The sequence below is a fragment of the Enterobacter sp. BWH52 genome (genome assembly GCF_001037565.1).
Lineage (GTDB): Bacteria > Pseudomonadota > Gammaproteobacteria > Enterobacterales > Enterobacteriaceae > Enterobacter > Enterobacter hormaechei_C.
On sequence record NZ_KQ089854.1, the window covers coordinates 437,343 to 453,687 of the forward strand.

At 58.0% G+C, this 16,345-nt stretch carries 17 protein-coding genes; 13 read left to right on the forward strand and 4 right to left on the reverse strand.

The genetic code is table 11. The features are described from left to right. The first annotated feature begins 155 nt into the window (after window positions 1-155). On the forward strand, window positions 156-1,529 hold the full coding sequence (mpl, locus tag SK47_RS02120) for a UDP-N-acetylmuramate:L-alanyl-gamma-D-glutamyl-meso-diaminopimelate ligase (RefSeq protein ID WP_048243409.1): 1,374 nt from the start codon (window positions 156-158) through the stop codon (window positions 1,527-1,529). Between the two features lie 86 nt (window positions 1,530-1,615). Here the strand turns inward: mpl and yjgA are convergent, their stop codons facing one another. Continuing rightward, window positions 1,616-2,167, reverse strand: a complete 552-nt coding sequence (gene yjgA / locus SK47_RS02125) for a ribosome biogenesis factor YjgA (RefSeq protein ID WP_003856072.1) — start codon at window positions 2,165-2,167, stop codon at window positions 1,616-1,618. Between the two features lie 95 nt (window positions 2,168-2,262). On the opposite strand from yjgA, the gene pmbA reads away from it, so the two are divergent. After that, window positions 2,263-3,615: a metalloprotease PmbA gene (gene pmbA, locus SK47_RS02130; protein ID WP_015572506.1), complete on the forward strand. Its 1,353-nt coding sequence runs from the start codon at window positions 2,263-2,265 to the stop codon at window positions 3,613-3,615. A gap of 42 nt (window positions 3,616-3,657) precedes the next feature. Beyond that, window positions 3,658-4,044 (forward strand): cytochrome b562, encoded by a 387-nt coding sequence (cybC, locus tag SK47_RS02135; protein ID WP_022650280.1) that lies wholly within the window; start codon window positions 3,658-3,660, stop codon window positions 4,042-4,044. 70 nt (window positions 4,045-4,114) lie between these two features. Here the strand turns inward: cybC and SK47_RS22815 are convergent, their stop codons facing one another. Then, a complete protein-coding gene (locus SK47_RS22815; protein WP_017383916.1) occupies window positions 4,115-4,270 on the reverse strand; it encodes a Hok/Gef family protein in 156 nt (51 codons plus the stop codon). A 416-nt stretch (window positions 4,271-4,686) separates the two neighbouring features. Between SK47_RS22815 and SK47_RS02145 the strand changes: the two genes are divergently transcribed. The 10 genes from SK47_RS02145 to SK47_RS02190 all read left to right on the forward strand — a co-directional run bounded on the left by SK47_RS02145 (window position 4,687) and on the right by SK47_RS02190 (window position 13,355). Next, on the forward strand, window positions 4,687-5,025 hold the full coding sequence (locus SK47_RS02145; RefSeq protein ID WP_026080657.1) for a PRD domain-containing protein: 339 nt from the start codon (window positions 4,687-4,689) through the stop codon (window positions 5,023-5,025). A 10-nt stretch (window positions 5,026-5,035) separates the two neighbouring features. Further along, a complete protein-coding gene (locus tag SK47_RS02150) occupies window positions 5,036-5,398 on the forward strand; it encodes an SFCGS family glycine-rich protein (RefSeq protein WP_006810339.1) in 363 nt (120 codons plus the stop codon). 2 nt (window positions 5,399-5,400) lie between these two features. Continuing rightward, a complete protein-coding gene (locus tag SK47_RS02155; protein WP_006810338.1) occupies window positions 5,401-5,700 on the forward strand; it encodes a DUF4312 family protein in 300 nt (99 codons plus the stop codon). A 22-nt stretch (window positions 5,701-5,722) separates the two neighbouring features. Then, window positions 5,723-6,499 carry a DUF4311 domain-containing protein gene (locus tag SK47_RS02160; protein ID WP_006810337.1) on the forward strand — a complete coding sequence of 259 codons (777 nt, stop codon included), beginning with the start codon at window positions 5,723-5,725 and terminating at the stop codon, window positions 6,497-6,499. Window positions 6,500-6,512: 13 nt separating this feature from the next. Continuing rightward, a complete protein-coding gene (locus SK47_RS02165; protein ID WP_003856081.1) occupies window positions 6,513-7,154 on the forward strand; it encodes a DUF4310 family protein in 642 nt (213 codons plus the stop codon). A gap of 42 nt (window positions 7,155-7,196) precedes the next feature. Next, window positions 7,197-8,330, forward strand: a complete 1,134-nt coding sequence (locus SK47_RS02170) for an amidohydrolase/deacetylase family metallohydrolase (RefSeq protein WP_023315282.1) — start codon at window positions 7,197-7,199, stop codon at window positions 8,328-8,330. Next, window positions 8,314-9,432 carry a DgaE family pyridoxal phosphate-dependent ammonia lyase gene (locus SK47_RS02175; RefSeq protein WP_048243411.1) on the forward strand — a complete coding sequence of 373 codons (1,119 nt, stop codon included), beginning with the start codon at window positions 8,314-8,316 and terminating at the stop codon, window positions 9,430-9,432. Before SK47_RS02170 ends, SK47_RS02175 begins: the two co-directional genes overlap by 17 nt. Continuing rightward, the gene (locus SK47_RS02180; RefSeq protein ID WP_023315284.1) at window positions 9,429-10,169 is read left to right on the forward strand and encodes a 2-dehydro-3-deoxy-phosphogluconate aldolase; all 741 of its coding nucleotides are present in this window, start codon (window positions 9,429-9,431) and stop codon (window positions 10,167-10,169) included. Before SK47_RS02175 ends, SK47_RS02180 begins: the two co-directional genes overlap by 4 nt. A gap of 119 nt (window positions 10,170-10,288) precedes the next feature. Continuing rightward, the gene (locus SK47_RS02185; protein ID WP_023324063.1) at window positions 10,289-11,425 is read left to right on the forward strand and encodes a lactonase family protein; all 1,137 of its coding nucleotides are present in this window, start codon (window positions 10,289-10,291) and stop codon (window positions 11,423-11,425) included. Window positions 11,426-11,444: 19 nt separating this feature from the next. Continuing rightward, window positions 11,445-13,355, forward strand: a complete 1,911-nt coding sequence (locus tag SK47_RS02190; protein WP_032608374.1) for a BglG family transcription antiterminator — start codon at window positions 11,445-11,447, stop codon at window positions 13,353-13,355. A gap of 32 nt (window positions 13,356-13,387) precedes the next feature. On the opposite strand, the gene nrdG is transcribed toward SK47_RS02190, so the two are convergent. Together nrdG and nrdD are read right to left on the reverse strand one after the other, a co-directional pair. Further along, window positions 13,388-13,852, reverse strand: coding sequence for an anaerobic ribonucleoside-triphosphate reductase-activating protein (nrdG, locus tag SK47_RS02195; protein ID WP_003856093.1), 465 nt, complete (start codon window positions 13,850-13,852; stop codon window positions 13,388-13,390). 140 nt (window positions 13,853-13,992) lie between these two features. Further along, window positions 13,993-16,131 carry an anaerobic ribonucleoside-triphosphate reductase gene (gene nrdD / locus SK47_RS02200; protein WP_048243417.1) on the reverse strand — a complete coding sequence of 713 codons (2,139 nt, stop codon included), beginning with the start codon at window positions 16,129-16,131 and terminating at the stop codon, window positions 13,993-13,995. Window positions 16,132-16,345 lie beyond the last annotated feature (214 nt).

The following is a 16,345-nucleotide window of genomic DNA, read 5'->3' on the forward strand; positions in this document are numbered from 1 at the left end:
GAGTAAAGCGGTTGATGTCCAACAATCTTAACAAACATTCAAATATTAGCGCAGAGGTGAATCGCGCCAGCAAAATACGGATTTACCTGAAATGCGTTTCACAGCCGCTGACATGTGAGTAAAATGTGCGCCACATTGAAGAAGGATAGTGACGTATGCGCATTCATATATTGGGGATTTGTGGCACTTTCATGGGCGGACTGGCAATGCTGGCGCGCTCGCTGGGCCATGAAGTGACAGGTTCGGACGCCAATGTGTATCCGCCGATGAGCACGCTGCTCGAGAAGCAGGGAATTTCTCTGATTCAGGGATATGACGCCAGCCAGCTGGAGCCGCAGCCGGATCTGGTGATCGTGGGTAACGCCATGACCCGTGGGAATCCATGCGTTGAAGCGGTGCTGGAGCGCAATATCCCGTACATGTCTGGCCCGCAGTGGCTGCATGATTTTGTCCTGCGCGACCGCTGGGTTGTCGCCGTTGCCGGGACGCATGGCAAAACCACCACCGCCGGTATGGCGACCTGGATCCTCGAAGCCTGCGGCTACAAGCCGGGCTTTGTGATCGGCGGCGTGCCGGGCAATTTCGACGTCTCCGCACGTCTGGGCGACAGCCCGTTCTTTGTGATTGAAGCGGATGAATACGACTGCGCGTTCTTCGACAAGCGATCTAAATTCGTGCATTACTGCCCACGCACGCTGATCCTCAACAACCTTGAGTTCGATCACGCGGATATCTTTGACGACCTGAAAGCGATTCAGAAACAGTTCCACCATCTGGTGCGCATTGTTCCGGGTCAGGGCCGCATTATCCTGCCGGAGAACGACATCAACCTGAAGCAGACCCTGGCGATGGGGTGCTGGAGCGAGCAGGAGCTGGTTGGCGAGCAGGGGCACTGGCAGGCGAAAAAGCTCAACGCGGATGCCTCCGAATGGGAAGTGCTGCTCGACGGTGAGAAAGTGGGCGAGGTGAAGTGGGGCCTGGTGGGCGAGCACAACATGCACAACGGCCTGATGGCGATCGCCGCGGCGCGTCACGTTGGCGTACTGCCTGCGGATGCCGCCAATGCGCTGGGCACGTTTATCAACGCCCGTCGCCGTCTGGAGCTGCGTGGCGAAGCCCACGGTGTGACGGTGTATGACGATTTCGCGCACCACCCAACGGCCATTCTGGCGACGCTTGCCGCATTGCGTGGCAAAGTTGGCGGCACCGCGCGCATTCTGGCCGTGCTGGAACCGCGTTCGAACACCATGAAAATGGGCATCTGCAAAGACGACCTCGCGCCGTCCTTAGGGCGTGCCGACGAGGTCTTCCTGCTGCAACCGCAGCATATTCCGTGGCAGGTGGCCGAAGTGGCCGACGCCTGCATTCAGCCAGCGCACTGGAGTGCGGACGTGGATGTCTTAACGGATATGGTGGTGAAAGCCGCACAGCCTGGCGATCACATTCTGGTGATGAGCAACGGCGGGTTTGGCGGGATCCATCAGAAGCTGCTGGACGGTCTGGCGAAGAAAGCCGCGGCCGCAGAGTAAAAAAAGACCCGGTGGCGCTATCGCTTACCGGGCCTACATTATCTCTTCTCCCTCTCCCCTTTGGAGAGAGGGCTGGGGTGAGGGGTTTACTCTTCGTTCTCAGACAGCTCGCGCAGATACTGGAAAATCAGACGCGCTGACTTCGGCGGCTTATTCCCTTCTTTCTCTTTCTTCGCGTTACGGATCAAAGAACGCAGCTGCTGGCGGTCGGCATTCGGCCACAGGTTCAGCACTTCAGGTACCGCGTCATCACCTTGCTCGATCAAACGGTCGCGGATCTGCTCCAGCTTATGGAACAGCGCAACCTGCTGGTTGTGGCGGTTCTTCAGTTTATCCAGCGCCTGACGGATCGGCTCAACATCGCGCTGACGCAGCAGTTTCCCGATAAGCTGAAGCTGGCGGCGACGCCCTTCTTTCTTGATTTTCTGTGCCAGTTCAATGGCATCACGCAGATCCTGGTCGAGCGGGATCTTATCCAGCGCGTTTTTACCCAGTTCTACCATTTCTGCGCCAAGCTGTTTTAACTCTTCGGCGTCACGTTTAATTTCACTTTTACTGACCCAGATGATCTCATCATCTTCGTCTTCGATGTCATCACCGGGAACGTCGTCGAGCCAGTCTTCGGGCTGCTTAGTCATGTCAGGCTCCTTAAAAAAAGAGGCTAATGTTACCAGTTAAGACGCGCACTGAAAAACGGTTCTCTGTTAGACTTCACTTAACTCTCTCTTACAGTATGGCATTTGCGATGAAAGTAACCTCACAAGTTGAAGCGCAGCGTAAGATCCTGGAAGAAGCCGTCTCCACCGCGCTGACGCTCGCTTCAGGTAAATCAGATGGCGCCGAAGTGGCGGTCAGCAAAACCACTGGCATTAGCGTGAGCACCCGCTATGGCGAAGTGGAGAATGTAGAATTTAACAGCGATGGCGCGCTGGGGATCACCGTGTATCACCAGAATCGCAAAGGCAGCGCGTCGTCTACCGATCTCAGCCCGGATGCCATCGCCCGTACGGTGCAGGCGGCGCTGGATATCGCGCGGTACACCTCCCCGGACCCTTACGCTGGTGTGGCCGATAAAGAGCTGCTGGCGTTTGACGCGCCGGATCTCGATCTGTTCCATCCGGCGGAAGTGACGCCGGACGAAGCCATTGAGCTGGCCGCGCGTGCCGAGCAGGCCTCTTTGCAGGCTGACAAACGCATCACCAATACCGAAGGCGGCAGCTTTAACAGCCACTACGGCATTAAAGTGTTTGGTAACTCCCATGGCATGTTGCAGGGGTACTGCTCAACCCGCCACTCGCTTTCCAGCTGTGTCATCGCCGAAGAAAACGGCGATATGGAGCGTGATTATGCGTATACCATTGGCCGCGCGCTGGGGGATTTGCAGTCTCCGGAGTGGGTGGGAAAAGCGTGCGCCGAACGCACGCTGTCACGCCTGTCGCCGCGCAAGCTCTCCACCATGAAAGCCCCGGTGATTTTTGCCAACGAAGTGGCGACCGGTCTGTTTGGCCATCTGGTAGGCGCTATCGCGGGCGGTTCGGTGTACCGTAAATCGACCTTCCTGCTCGACTCGCTGGGCAAGCAGATCCTGCCGGAATGGCTGACCATCGAAGAGCACCCACACCTGCTGAAAGGGCTGGCCTCCACGCCGTTCGACAGCGAAGGCGTACGCACGGAACGCCGGGATATCGTGAAAGACGGCATTCTGACCCAGTGGCTGCTGACCAACTACTCTGCGCGTAAGCTGGGGCTGAAAAGCACCGGGCACGCGGGTGGCATCCACAACTGGCGCATTGCCGGACAGGGCCTGAATTTTGAACAGATGCTGAAAGAGATGGGCACCGGCCTGGTGGTCACCGAGTTGATGGGGCAGGGCGTGAGCGGTATCACCGGCGATTACTCTCGCGGTGCAGCGGGCTTCTGGGTCGAAAACGGTGAAATTCAGTATCCGGTGAGCGAAATCACCATCGCCGGCAACCTCAAGGACATGTGGCGCAATATTGTTACGGTCGGTAACGATATTGAAACACGCAGCAATATTCAGTGTGGTTCTGTATTACTGCCTGAGATGAAAATCGCCGGGCAATAATCCCCGTAAAAGCGTGATTAATAATAAAAAAGGAAGTGAGCAATGCGTAAACACCTGTTAGCGATCGTCGCGGCTTCAACGCTGGTTCTTGGCTCATCTGCGTTTGCTGCCGATCTCGAAGACAACATGGACATCCTCAGTCAAAATCTGAAGGTGGTGCAGAAAACCGACAATGCGGCGGAAATGAAAGACGCACTGACGAAGATGCGTGAAGCTGCGCTGGATGCGCAAAAAGCGACGCCGCCGAAGCTGGAAAGCAAAGCGGCAGACAGCGCCGAGATGAAAGACTACCGCCACGGCTTTGACGTGCTGGTCGGCCAGATTGACGGCGCGCTGAAGCTGGCGAACGAAGGCAAAGTGAAGGAAGCCCAGGCGGCAGCCGATCAGTTTGCGGCGACCCGCAACGCGTATCACAAGAAGTATCGTTAATTGGGTGCCTGAGCTGTACGTCCTCTCTCCGTATGCGGAGGCGCATGATGCGCCCCCGCATCGTTGCTCCCTACTTGCCGGAGCGACAATCCATCCGCGCTGTCACTTCAAGCGAGCCATTACGAAAACGGATCTCGCACAGTGTTTTCCTCGTCACCAGCGTTAAGATGATTATTGTCAAAGAAATAATCATCAAAACCCCGATACTTGGGTTTCTGCGTTTCATGGATGCCTCCTTGCTTTAAAGCGGGCGAGGTAGCGAACTCCACGGTGTGACGTGTCGTTTCGAGCCCCCGCCCTGATTTTTTATCAGGCGGGGCTTTCCACTTTCCGTCCCATGCCTGAGACGGTCAGTCTCAAGCACCCGCCGCCACTCTAGCGAATCTCCATAAGAAAACCTTATCCACGTCACATTTCTACGAGCCTGCTCGTAATCTTTTCCACTCCGCTTAGCAGTCTAATACCGCGTAATAGCGTGATATTCATCACGTAAATCCAGCGATTTATACAGATTCACCGCATTTATGTGGCACAGATCACTGCCGCTGCTCGCCTTTCCACTTCGAAGTGGAAAACAACTCGCTACAAACAATTCCCCCCCAACGTTAGTTTTATTCCAGAGCCATTAACGGGGTAAGACGAGTGATTAACGGAGCGGTAATGAACGACGTTGGGGAACAGGCGGTGCAAACAGAACAGCTCGCGAACACCATGCTTCAGCAGGTCTACGCCCTGCTGGCCCGGCACAACATCATCCCCAACGCGGTACAGGAGCAGATGCTGACCTCCCACGTTCGCGCAATGGCGCACCGGTCCGTGACCGGCGAGCCGCTGCCGGAGGTTGAAGCAGAGCTGTTCGACGAAATTTCACCAGATTCAATGCAACTTGCCCGTGAAGTGGTAGCGCAGTTCGGCAACCTTCCTGATGAAGAGGCCTGGCTGCTCTCCGTTCACTTCGAAGTCGCGAAAGACAACCTTTAAGGAGCAACACATGGAACAGATTACAGTCGTGATTGGCGATCGCCTGGGTAAAGGTCAGAAAGTGGCTGCGGGTGTGGAAAAAGCCGGCGGACGCGCGGTTGTCGTACCGGGCATGGCAGCGGATATGAAGCTCGGTGACGTGATGAAAGCGGAAAACGCCACCTTCGGCATCTCCTTCTGCGGCAGCGGCGGCGCGGGCGCCATCACCGCTCAGACCAAATATGGCTACAAGGCCAAATACGGAATGCGCTCCGTGGATGAGGGTGTGACCGCCATCAACGAAGGCTGCAACGTGCTGGGCTTTGGCTTTATGGATAAAGAAGAGCTGGGCGAGCGTCTGGTACAGGCGTGGCAGAAGAAATACGGCGCGTAAGCATGAAAGAACAGTTCACAACCACGGTGAGAGTGAAGGGGAAGGGCGACGCCAAAGCGCGCGCCTTTGCCGACGCGCTCAACCACGTTCAGGCCGCGGTGATGAAAGCCTCACCGCATATCTTACTGCGTATTGAGCCACAGGATGTGCAGGTCGTTCAGGCGCAAGAAGCGGTGCGAAAAGAAGCGTTTCTGTTCTTCTTTCTGCGCCGGGAAAGACGCACCTACAGCGTGGAGCTGGATGTGACCGTCAACGTGACAGCCATCAATCTCGACCAGGTGGATTTCGTCACGCAACGCTGATTATTCATAAAAGGGCAGACTGATGTTCTTAATTATATTAATAAAATCGCTCATCATCGGCGGCCTGGTAGGCGTCGGTGTCGGGGCCGGGGCTGCACGCATGTTTCATGCGCCTACCACTCAGGGTATGGGCGCGTTTCGTACGTTGGGGGAACTGAACTCCTGCGAAGGGGATCCGGCGTCCCACTTCTCCTTTGGGTTAGGTTTCTTCTTTAACGCCTGGGCCTCTTCCGTGGCCGCAGGTGCCTTCACACAGGACGTTGACCACCGCATCATCCCGAACTGGGGTGCTGCTGCACTGATGATCAAAAACCGTAACGTCGGTGAAACGCTGCATGACCCGCGCAAAATGGCGATTGCCTGCGGCATCATCGGCATGATTGTCGTGACCTTCCTTAACCTGACCGCCTCCTCCGTGCCCGCAGCGCTTCAGGTCACCGCCGTGAAGGTGCTTGTACCGGCGGCTAACCTGCTGGTCAACACCGTGATGCCGGTGATCTTCTGGCTGGCGGCCATCGACGCGGGTAAAAAATCGGGCTTCTGGGCCACCATCTTTGGCGGCGCGGCACAGCTGATCATGGGTAACGCCGTACCGGGTCTGGTACTGGGTATTCTGATCGGTAAAGGCGTGGAGGAGAGCGGCTGGAACCACGTCACCAAAGTGATGATGGCGGCGATCGTTCTGCTCTTCGTGCTGAGCGGCTTCTTCCGCGGCTTCGACATGAAGATGATCGAATCCTTCCATCTGACCGTGCCGAACTGGCTCGACATGATCCACAACTCGCTCAGCGGTAAATAACAGGAGCCTCGACATGGAACAGAATAAAGGTTTTTGGTATGCCGACTGGTCGTTCCCGATCTTCGTTGGCCTGCTCTCCTCCGGCGTGTTTGCCGGGACGCACATGTACTACCTCTACGGCATCGGCGCGTTTAACGAAGTGGCCTTCGTGGCGATGCTGAAAGCGGGCATTGATACCGGCGTTTACGGCGCGGTGGCGGCATTTGGCGCGAGCTTCCTGTTCGCCCGAATTATCGAAGGGTCGCTGGTAGGTATTCTTGATATCGGCGGGGCGATCCAGACCGGCGTGGGCCTCGGCGTACCGGCGCTGCTGCTGGGCGCGGGGATCATGTTCCCGGTGACCAACTTCATTGCCTCGCTGATTACCGGCCTGGTGATTGGTCTGGCGATTGGCTACGTCATCATCCTGGCGCGTAAGTTCACCATCAACCAGAGCAACTCCACCTACGGCGCAGACGTGATGATGGGCGCGGGTAACGCCTCCGGCCGCTTCCTCGGGCCGTTGATTATCCTCAGCGCCATGACCGCTTCCATTCCAATCGGCGTCGGTTCCCTGGTAGGCGCGTTGCTGTTCTACATCTGGCAGAAGCCGATAACCGGTGGCGCCATCCTCGGCGCAATGATTTTGGGCTGGCTGTTCCCGGTCGCCCTTTAATACCCGCGGGCGCTTCGGTGCCCGCCTTATCAGGAGAACCCCATGTTTGATCTACTCCTGCGCCGTGCGCGCCTCGCCGACGATACCCTGACCGATATCGCCATTCAGGACGGGAAGATCGCCGCGACGGGCGAAATTGACGCTCCCGCCCGTAAAACGGTTGAGCTTAACGGTGATGTGTTCGTCAGCGCGGGCTGGATTGACTCCCACGTCCACTGCTACCCGAACTCCCCGATTTACCACGACGAGCCGGACAGCGTGGGCATTGCCACCGGCGTCACCACCGTGGTGGACGCGGGCAGCACCGGGGCCGACGACGTGGACGATTTCTACGCCATCACCCGCAAAGCCTCCACCGAGGTGTTTGCCCTGCTGAACATCTCCCGCGTGGGGCTGATCGCCCAGAACGAGCTGGCCAATATGGCCAATATTGACGCCGACGCGGTGAAAGAGGCGGTGAAACGCCATCCTGATTTTATCGTCGGCCTGAAGGCGCGCATGAGCAGCAGCGTGGTCGGTGAAAACGGCATCACCCCGCTGGCGCGCGCGAAAGCGATCCAGAAAGAGAACGGCGACCTGCCGCTGATGGTGCACATTGGCAACAACCCGCCGAACCTCGACGAAATCGCCGAGCTGCTGAGCTCCGGCGACATCATTACCCACTGCTACAACGGCAAGCCAAACCGCATCCTGACGCCCTCCGGCGAGCTGCGTGCCTCCATTACCTCCGCCCTGAAGCGCGGCGTGCGTCTGGACGTTGGCCACGGTACGGCGAGCTTCAGCTTTGAAGTGGCGAAGCGCGCTATTGCGATGGGCATTCTGCCGCACACCATCAGCTCGGATATTTACTGCCGCAACCGCATCAACGGTCCGGTCGGCTCGCTGGCAAGCGTGATGTCGAAATTCCTCGCCATCGGCATGTCATTGCCGCAGGTGATTGACTGCGTCACCGCCAACGCCGCCGACGGCCTGCGCCTGACGCGCAAAGGCCGCATTCAGCCTGGCCTCGACGCCGATCTGACGCTGTTTACCCTCAAGCGCCAGCCGACGGTGCTGACGGATGCCGAAAACGACAGCCTACAGGCTGAACACATTCTGGTGCCGCTTGCCGCGATCCGCGCGGGCAAGGGCTACATGACCGAACAAGGGAGCACGGAACATGCCTTCGATTTATGAGAAGTACAACTTAAAGCAGGTTATCAACACCTCTGGCCGCATGACGGCGCTGGGCGTCTCCACGCCGCGCCCGGAAGTGGTGCAGGCGGCGATGAACGGCATGAATCACTATTTCGAGATGAAGGATCTGGTCAATAAAACCGGGGAATACATCGCGAAGCTGCTGGAGGTGGAAGGGGCGACGGTGGTCTCCTGCGCGTCGGCGGGCATTGCCCAGTCCGTGGCGGCTGTGCTGGTGAAAGACAGCGACTGGCTGCTGGAAAACCTGCACGTCACACCGATTGAAAATAACGAGATCGTCCTGCCGAAAGGCCACAACGTGAATTTTGGCGCGCCGGTGGGCACCATGGTGGCGCTTGGCGGCGGCAAGCTGGTGGAAGCGGGCTACGCCAACGAATGTTCCGCCGATCAGCTGGCGGCGGCGATCACCCCGCGCACGGCGGCTATCCTCTACATTAAATCGCACCACTGCGTGCAGAAAAGCATGCTCAGCGTCGAGCAGGCGGCGGTTGTCGCGCGTAAACACGACTTGCCGCTAATCGTTGATGCCGCGGCGGAAGAAGATCTGCATACCTATTACCGATCCGGCGCCGATCTGGTGATCTACAGCGGCGCGAAGGCGATCGAAGGCCCAACCAGCGGCCTGGTGATTGGCAAAACCCAGTACGTTGAGTGGGTGAAGCGCCAGACGGCGGGCATTGGCCGCGCGATGAAGGTGGGCAAAGAGGGCATTCTTGGCCTGACCTGCGCCATCGAACACTACCTGACGGCCACCAAGGAGAGCGGCGCCGAGATGGTGGCGAAAATGACGCCGTTTATCGAGGCGCTCAACACCCTTAACGGTGTGACCGCGCGCGTGGTCTGGGACAGCGCCGGACGCGACATCGCCCGCACCGAAATTAAGTTCGACGAAGCCACCACCGGCGTCGGCACGGGTGACCTGGTGAATGCGCTCAAGCAGGGCGAATACGCCATCTATTTCCGTGGCTACAAGGCCAACGAAGGGATTATTGAGGCGGACGTGCGCAGCGTAAACGCTGACCAGCTGAACATTGTGTACCGCCGCATTAGTGAAGTATTAGGACAGGAGAAAAACGCATGAAACTGACCCCCAACTTTTACCGTGACCGCGTCTGTCTGAACGTGCTGGCAGGCTCAAAGGCCAACGCCAGCGCCATCTATGAGGCGGCGGAAGGCCACGTGCTGGTGGGCGTGCTCTCCAAAAATTACCCGGACGTGGCGAGCGCGGTCGCGGATATGCGTGAATACGCGAAGCTGATTGATAACGCGCTCTCCGTTGGCCTGGGCGCGGGCGATCCGAACCAGTCGGCGATGGTGAGTGAAATATCCCGCCAGGTGCAGCCGCAGCACGTTAACCAGGTCTTTACCGGCGTGGCCACCAGCCGCGCGCTGCTGGGGCAAAATGACTCCGTGGTCAACGGTCTGGTCTCTCCGACCGGTACCGTCGGGATGGTGAAAATCTCCACCGGCCCGCTGAGCAGTAACGCGCCGGATGGCATTGTGCCGGTTGAAACCGCCATCGCCCTGCTGAAAGATTTCGGCGGGAGCTCCATCAAGTACTTTCCGATGGGCGGCCTGAAATGCCGTGACGAATACCAGGCGGTGGCGGAAGCCTGCGCCCGTCACGACTTCTGGCTGGAGCCGACCGGGGGAATCGATCTGGAGAACTTCGAGGCGATCTTGCAGATCGCCCTGGATGCGGGCGTGAGCAAAATCATCCCGCATATCTACAGCTCGATTATCGATAAAGCCAGCGGTGATACGCGTCCGGAAGATGTGCGTACGCTGCTGGCGATGACGAAGAAGCTGGTTAAGTAGAACCTGCCCCTCACCCCAGCCCTCTCCCCAAAGGGGAGAGGGTGTAATCGTCCCCTCTTCCCTTTGGGGAGAGGGTTAGGGTGAGGGGAAACAAACCGCACACACCCGAAGGAGCCACCATGCACACCCGTACCCTGCTTGTTGCTTCACTCTCTTTACTTGCTACCTCTGCTATTGCTCAAAACCAGTACGCCTGGGTGGGCACCTACAACCCCAACGGCGAAGGGCTGTACCGCTTTACCGTCGACCCGCAAACCGGTGCGCTGAACGATAAAACGCTGGTGAGCAAGCTGCCGAACGCCGCGCAGTTAACCGTCTCACACGACGGCAAAACGCTCTATCTGGCAAGCGAAGTGGAGCAGGGCGTGGTGCAGGCGCTGCGCATCGGCGATAACGGCACGCTGAGCGAGCTGAATCAGGTGGCCTCCGGCGGCGCGGGGCCGGTATATCTTTCCCTGACGCCGAACGGTAAACATCTGCTGGTGGCAAACTACATCAGCGGAACTGTCGCGGTGCTGCCCGTTAACGCAGACGGCAGCCTGAGCGATGCTACGGACACCCATCAGGACAAAGGCGAACCGGGCGCGGCGAAGCCGGAAGCTGCCGTCGAGGGCAGTTTCGCCATCAGCGATCATAACGGCCCGCATGCGCACATGATCGCCGCCGATCCGAGCGGGAAATACGTTTTTTCCACCGATCTGGGGCTGGATCGCATCTATCAGTACCGTTTTGACGATCAAACCGGGAAGCTGACTCCGAACGATCCGCCGTTTATCAGCGCCTCCTCAAAAGGGGCCGGGCCGCGCCACTTCGTCTTTACGCCGAAAGGTGATGCCCTGTGGCTGATTAACGAAGAGGCGTCTACGCTCACCCATTATGCGCTGGACAGTAATGGCAGGCTGAAAGAGGGTAAAACGGTTTCAGCCCTGCCGGACGGTTATAAAGGCACCAGTTTTGCTGCCGGGCTGGCGCTAAGTGCCGACGGGAAACAGCTGTATGTCGCTAACCGTTTGCATAACAGCATCGGGCACTTTACCGTAACGGCAGAGGGTACGCTGACGCATCAGGATGATGTCTGGACGCGCGGCGACTATCCGCGCACCCTGACGCTCGATAAGCAGGGTCGCTGGCTGTACGTCATGAACCAGCGCAGCGACAACATTACCCGTTTCCGCGTGGCACCGGACGGCAAGCTGAGCGCCGAGCCAGACTATACCCCGGTCGGCAGCCCATCTCAGATGGTCATTTCACCTTAAGCCGTAAGAGGACAACGACGTGCGATTTCCGAACCAACGTTTAGCGCAACTTTTCGATCTGTTGCAAAACGAGACGCTGCCGCAGGACGAGCTGGCGCAGCGGCTGTCGGTTTCCACGCGAACCGTCCGGGCGGATATCACCGCCCTGAACGCGCTGCTGGCCAGCCACGGCGCGCAGTTCATTTTGAGCCGGGGCAACGGCTATCAGCTCAAAATTAATGATGTGGCGCGCTATCAGCAATTGCAGGCGTCCCACCCGCGCGCGCTGCGTATTCCGCGAACCGGACCTGAGCGCGTGCACTATCTGGTGGTGCGTTTTCTGACGTCAGCCTTTTCCATCAAGCTGGAGGATCTGGCCGATGAGTGGTTCGTCAGCCGGGCCACGTTGCAGAGCGACATGGTGGAAGTGCGCGAGTGGTTTCACCGTTACAACCTGACGCTGGAAACCCGCCCTCGCCACGGCATGAAGCTGTTTGGCAGCGAGATGGCGATCCGCGCCTGCCTGACCGACCTCCTGTGGGAGCTGGCGCAGCAGGACAGTCTGAACCCGCTGGTGACCGACGTGGCGCTGAACGCGGGCGTGGCGGAAAAGATGGTGCCGGTGCTGCACGATGCGCTGACGCGCCATCACATTCGCCTGACCGACGAAGGCGAGCTGTTCCTGCGCCTGTACTGCGCGGTGTCGGTGCGGCGCATCAGCGAAGGGTATCCGCTGCCGGAATTCCACGCGGAAGACGTGGAAGAGAACGTGCATGAGGCGGCGAAAGATATCGCGGTGGCTATCCAGGAGCTGGCGGGCAAAGCGCTGTCGCCGTCAGAAGAGAGCTGGCTGTGCGTGCACATTGCGGCGCGGCAGATCCAGGAGATCGCCCCGAGCGCCATTAATGCTGACGACGACGAAGCCCTGGTCAACTACATTCTGCGCTACATCAACACCCACTATAACTACAACCTGTTGAGCGACGAGCAACTGCATGCAGATCTGCTCACGCACATCAAAACCATGATTACCCGCGTGCGGTATCAAATCATGATCCCCAATCCGTTGCTGGATAACATCAAGCAGCACTACCCGATGGCGTGGGATATGACCCTCGCGGCGGTGTCGAGCTGGGGAAAATACACCCCGTATGTGATCAGCGAAAACGAAATTGGTTTTCTGGTGCTGCATATCGGCGTCGGGCTGGAGCGCCACTACAACATCGGCTACCAGCGCCAGCCGCGGGTGCTGCTGGTATGCGACGCAGGTAACGCGATGGTGCGCATGATCGAGGCGGTACTTCAGCGTAAATACCCGCAGATTGAGGTGACGCGCACGCTCACCCTTCGCGAGTACGAGCTTGCCGATGCCATTGGCGAAGACTTTGTGATCTCCACCGCCCGCGTGAGCGAAAAATCCAAACCGGTGGTGATGATCGCCCCGTTCCCGACCGATTATCAGTTAGAGCAGATCGGCAAGCTGGTGCTGGTGGACCGCACCCGGCCGTGGATGCTGGAAAAATACTTCGACGCGGCCCATTTCCGCATTATCGACAAGCCTGTCGACCAGCAAACGCTGTTCCGCGAGCTGTGTGAACAGCTTGAAGCAGAGGGCTTTGTCGGTGCGGAGTTTCTGGATTCGGTTATCGAGCGTGAAGCCATCGTCAGCACCATGCTCGGCGACGGCATTGCGCTGCCGCACTCCCTCGGCCTGCTGGCGCAAAAAACGGTGGTCTACACCGTGCTGGCGCCGCAGGGCATTCAGTGGGGAGATGAAACCGCCCATGTCATCTTCCTGCTCGCCATCAGCAAAAGCGAGTACGAAGAGGCAATGGCGATTTACGACATCTTTGTCACTTTCCTGCGTGAACGCGCGATGGCGCGCCTGTGCCAGTGCGAGAATTTTGCGGCGTTTAAGGCTGTGGCGATGGAGAGTTTGAGTCGGTTTTGACGTTCAGGCGGACAGAGGATATCCGCCTTCATTCAACGCAGATGATGCACAACCTGGTTGCTGCTGCCGCGCCAGATAAGCATAGGATCTTTTAGATCCTGCATGAACTTGCCGTCGACCAGGACGTTAATTAGATCCACCACTTCCATCTGCTGCGCATTCAGTTCATCCAGCTTATAGCCCGTCCAGACCCAGATGTCTTTTCCCGCGCACTCGTGGTGGATGCGTTTTACCAGCTTCAGGATCTCCGGCACGTTTTGCGGATGGAGCGGGTCGCCGCCGGAGAGCGAGATCCCCTGGCGTTTGATGCGCGTGTCGTTCAGGTCGTTGATGATGCGGTCTTCCATCTCAGCGGTAAACGGCATACCCGAGTTCAGGCGCCAGGTGCTTTTGTTGTAGCAGCCGGGGCACTCGTGAACGCAGCCTGATACAAACAGGGTACAGCGGGTGCCGGGGCCGTTGACGATGTCGACGGGGTAGTACTGGTGATAATTCATAGCGTTAACCTGATGCCCTCACCCCGGCCCTCTCCCACAGGGAGAGGGAGAACACCGGTGGCCGGAATAACAATGTGCTCGATCGGTTCCCTCTCCCTTGAGGGAGAGGGGTAGGGTGAGGGGGACACCCAGCGCAGAACTTACCCGATCTGCCCATTCCCCAGATGTTTCACCCTGCGCTTCACCTCTTCCTGCTTACCGGCGTTAAACGGACGGGCATCCGGGCTGCCGAGGTAGCCGCACACGCGGCGGGTCACGGAGACGCGGGCTGCATCGTGGTTACCGCATTTCGGACAGGTGAAGCCTTTGCTGGTGCACTCGAACTCACCGGTAAAGCCGCACTCGTAGCACTCGTCAATTGGCGTGTTGGTTCCGTAGTACGGCACGTGCTGATAGCTGTAATCCCACACGTCTTCCAGCGCCTTCAGGTTGTGCTGAATGTTCGGGTACTCGCCATAGCAGATAAAACCGCCGTTCGCGATGGGCGGATAAGCCGCTTCGAAGTCGATCTTGTCGTACGGGTTCACCTTCTTCTCCACATCGAGGTGGAAGCTGTTGGTGTAGTAACCTTTGTCGGTCACGCCTTCCACGATGCCGAATTCGGCGGTGTCCAGGCGGCAGAAGCGATCGCAGAGGTTTTCACTCGGCGTGCTGTACAGGCTGAAACCGTAACCAGTTTCCTCTTTCCACTGGTCTACCGCATCGCGCAGGCGCTGCACAATCGCGATACCCTTCTCACGCAGGGCGTCGTTGTCATAGATATGCTTGTCGCCAAACAGCGCGTTAATCGTTTCGTGAATGCCGATATAGCCAAGAGAGATCGACGCGCGACCGTTTTTGAAGATCTCCGACACATCATCGTCCGCTTTCAGGCGCACGCCGCAGGCCCCTTCCATATAGAGAATTGGCGCGACGCGGGCTTTCACCCCTTCAAGACGGGCGATGCGGGTCATCAGCGCCTTACGTGCCAGCTGTAAACGTTCATCCAGCAGCGTCCAGAAGGCCGCTTCATTCCCTTTGGCTTCCAGCGCGATGCGCGGCAGGTTCAGGCTGATGACGCCCAGGTTGTTGCGCCCGTCGTGGATCTGCTCGCCGTTCTCATCTTCGTACACGCCGAGGAAGCTGCGGCAGCCCATTGGCGTTTTAAACGAACCCGTGACTTTTACCACCTGGTCGTAGTTGAGGATATCCGGGTACATACGCTTGCTCGCGCACTCCAGCGCCAGCTGTTTGATGTCGTAGTTCGGATCGTCAAACTTGTGGTTCAGGCCGTCGCGAATGGCGAACACCAGTTTCGGGAACACCGCCGTTTTACGGTTTTTACCGAGGCCGGAGATACGGTTGCGCAGAATAGACTGCTGGATCAGGCGTGATTCCCAGCTGGTGCCGAGGCCAAACCCGAAGGTCACAAACGGCGTCTGGCCGTTGGCGGTGTGCAGCGTGTTTACCTCATATTCCAGCGACTGGAAGGCGTCGTAGCACTCTTTCTCGGTGCGGGAACGGGCGTAACCGTCAGCATTCGGGATCTGCCACTCTTCCGCCGTTTTACGGTGTTTGTTGAAGCTCTCGGTCACGAACGGGGCCAGCACTTCATCAATGCGGTTAATGGTGGTGCCGCCATAGATGTGGCTCGCCACCTGGGCGATGATCTGCGCCGTGACCGCCGTCGCGGTGGAGATGGATTTCGGCGGCTCAATCTCGGCGTTACCCATTTTAAAACCGTGGGTCAGCATGCCTTTCAGGTCGATCAGCATGCAGTTAAACATCGGGAAGAACGGCGAGTAGTCGAGATCGTGATAGTGGATCTCACCGCGCTCGTGCGCCGAGACTACATCGCGCGGCAGCAGATGCTGACGGGCATAGTGCTTGGCGACGATACCGGCCAGCAGGTCGCGCTGGGTCGGGATCACTTTGCTGTCTTTATTGGCATTTTCATTGAGCAGCGACGAGTTGGTTTGCTCTACCAGGCCGCGGATCTCCTGGTTAAGGCGACCCCGTTTCTCACGCTGGACGTCACGGTCGTGACGATACTCAATGTAGGCGCGCGCCAGCTGCTTGTACGGACCAGACATCAGCTGGTTTTCAACCGCGGTCTGGATCTCGCTGATATCCACCTGGCTGCGTTCATGCATCTGGCTGCTAACGACTTCTGCGACGGTGGCGCAGTAATCTGCGTCATCGACTCCCGCTGCTTTAGCTGCACGCAGAATGGCTTCTTTGATGCGCTCTGATTTAAACGGCACTTTACAGCCATCACGTTTCATCACATGCGGTGTCATGATCACTCCATTTTAAAAACAGGTTATCCACAGAGGTGGAGAAGTATTCACCGGGCGTATTCCTCGCCGCGGCAAAGACTTCCCGCGTGCCCAGCCCGTGTTATCCACAATTCCGGCCAGCGTAAGCGCCGTCTTGTTGTTGGAATAGTAGATGATAAATACAAGATATTGGGTCGGCGTGCATTTTAAGTGCTACATATAGTGATTTGCATCA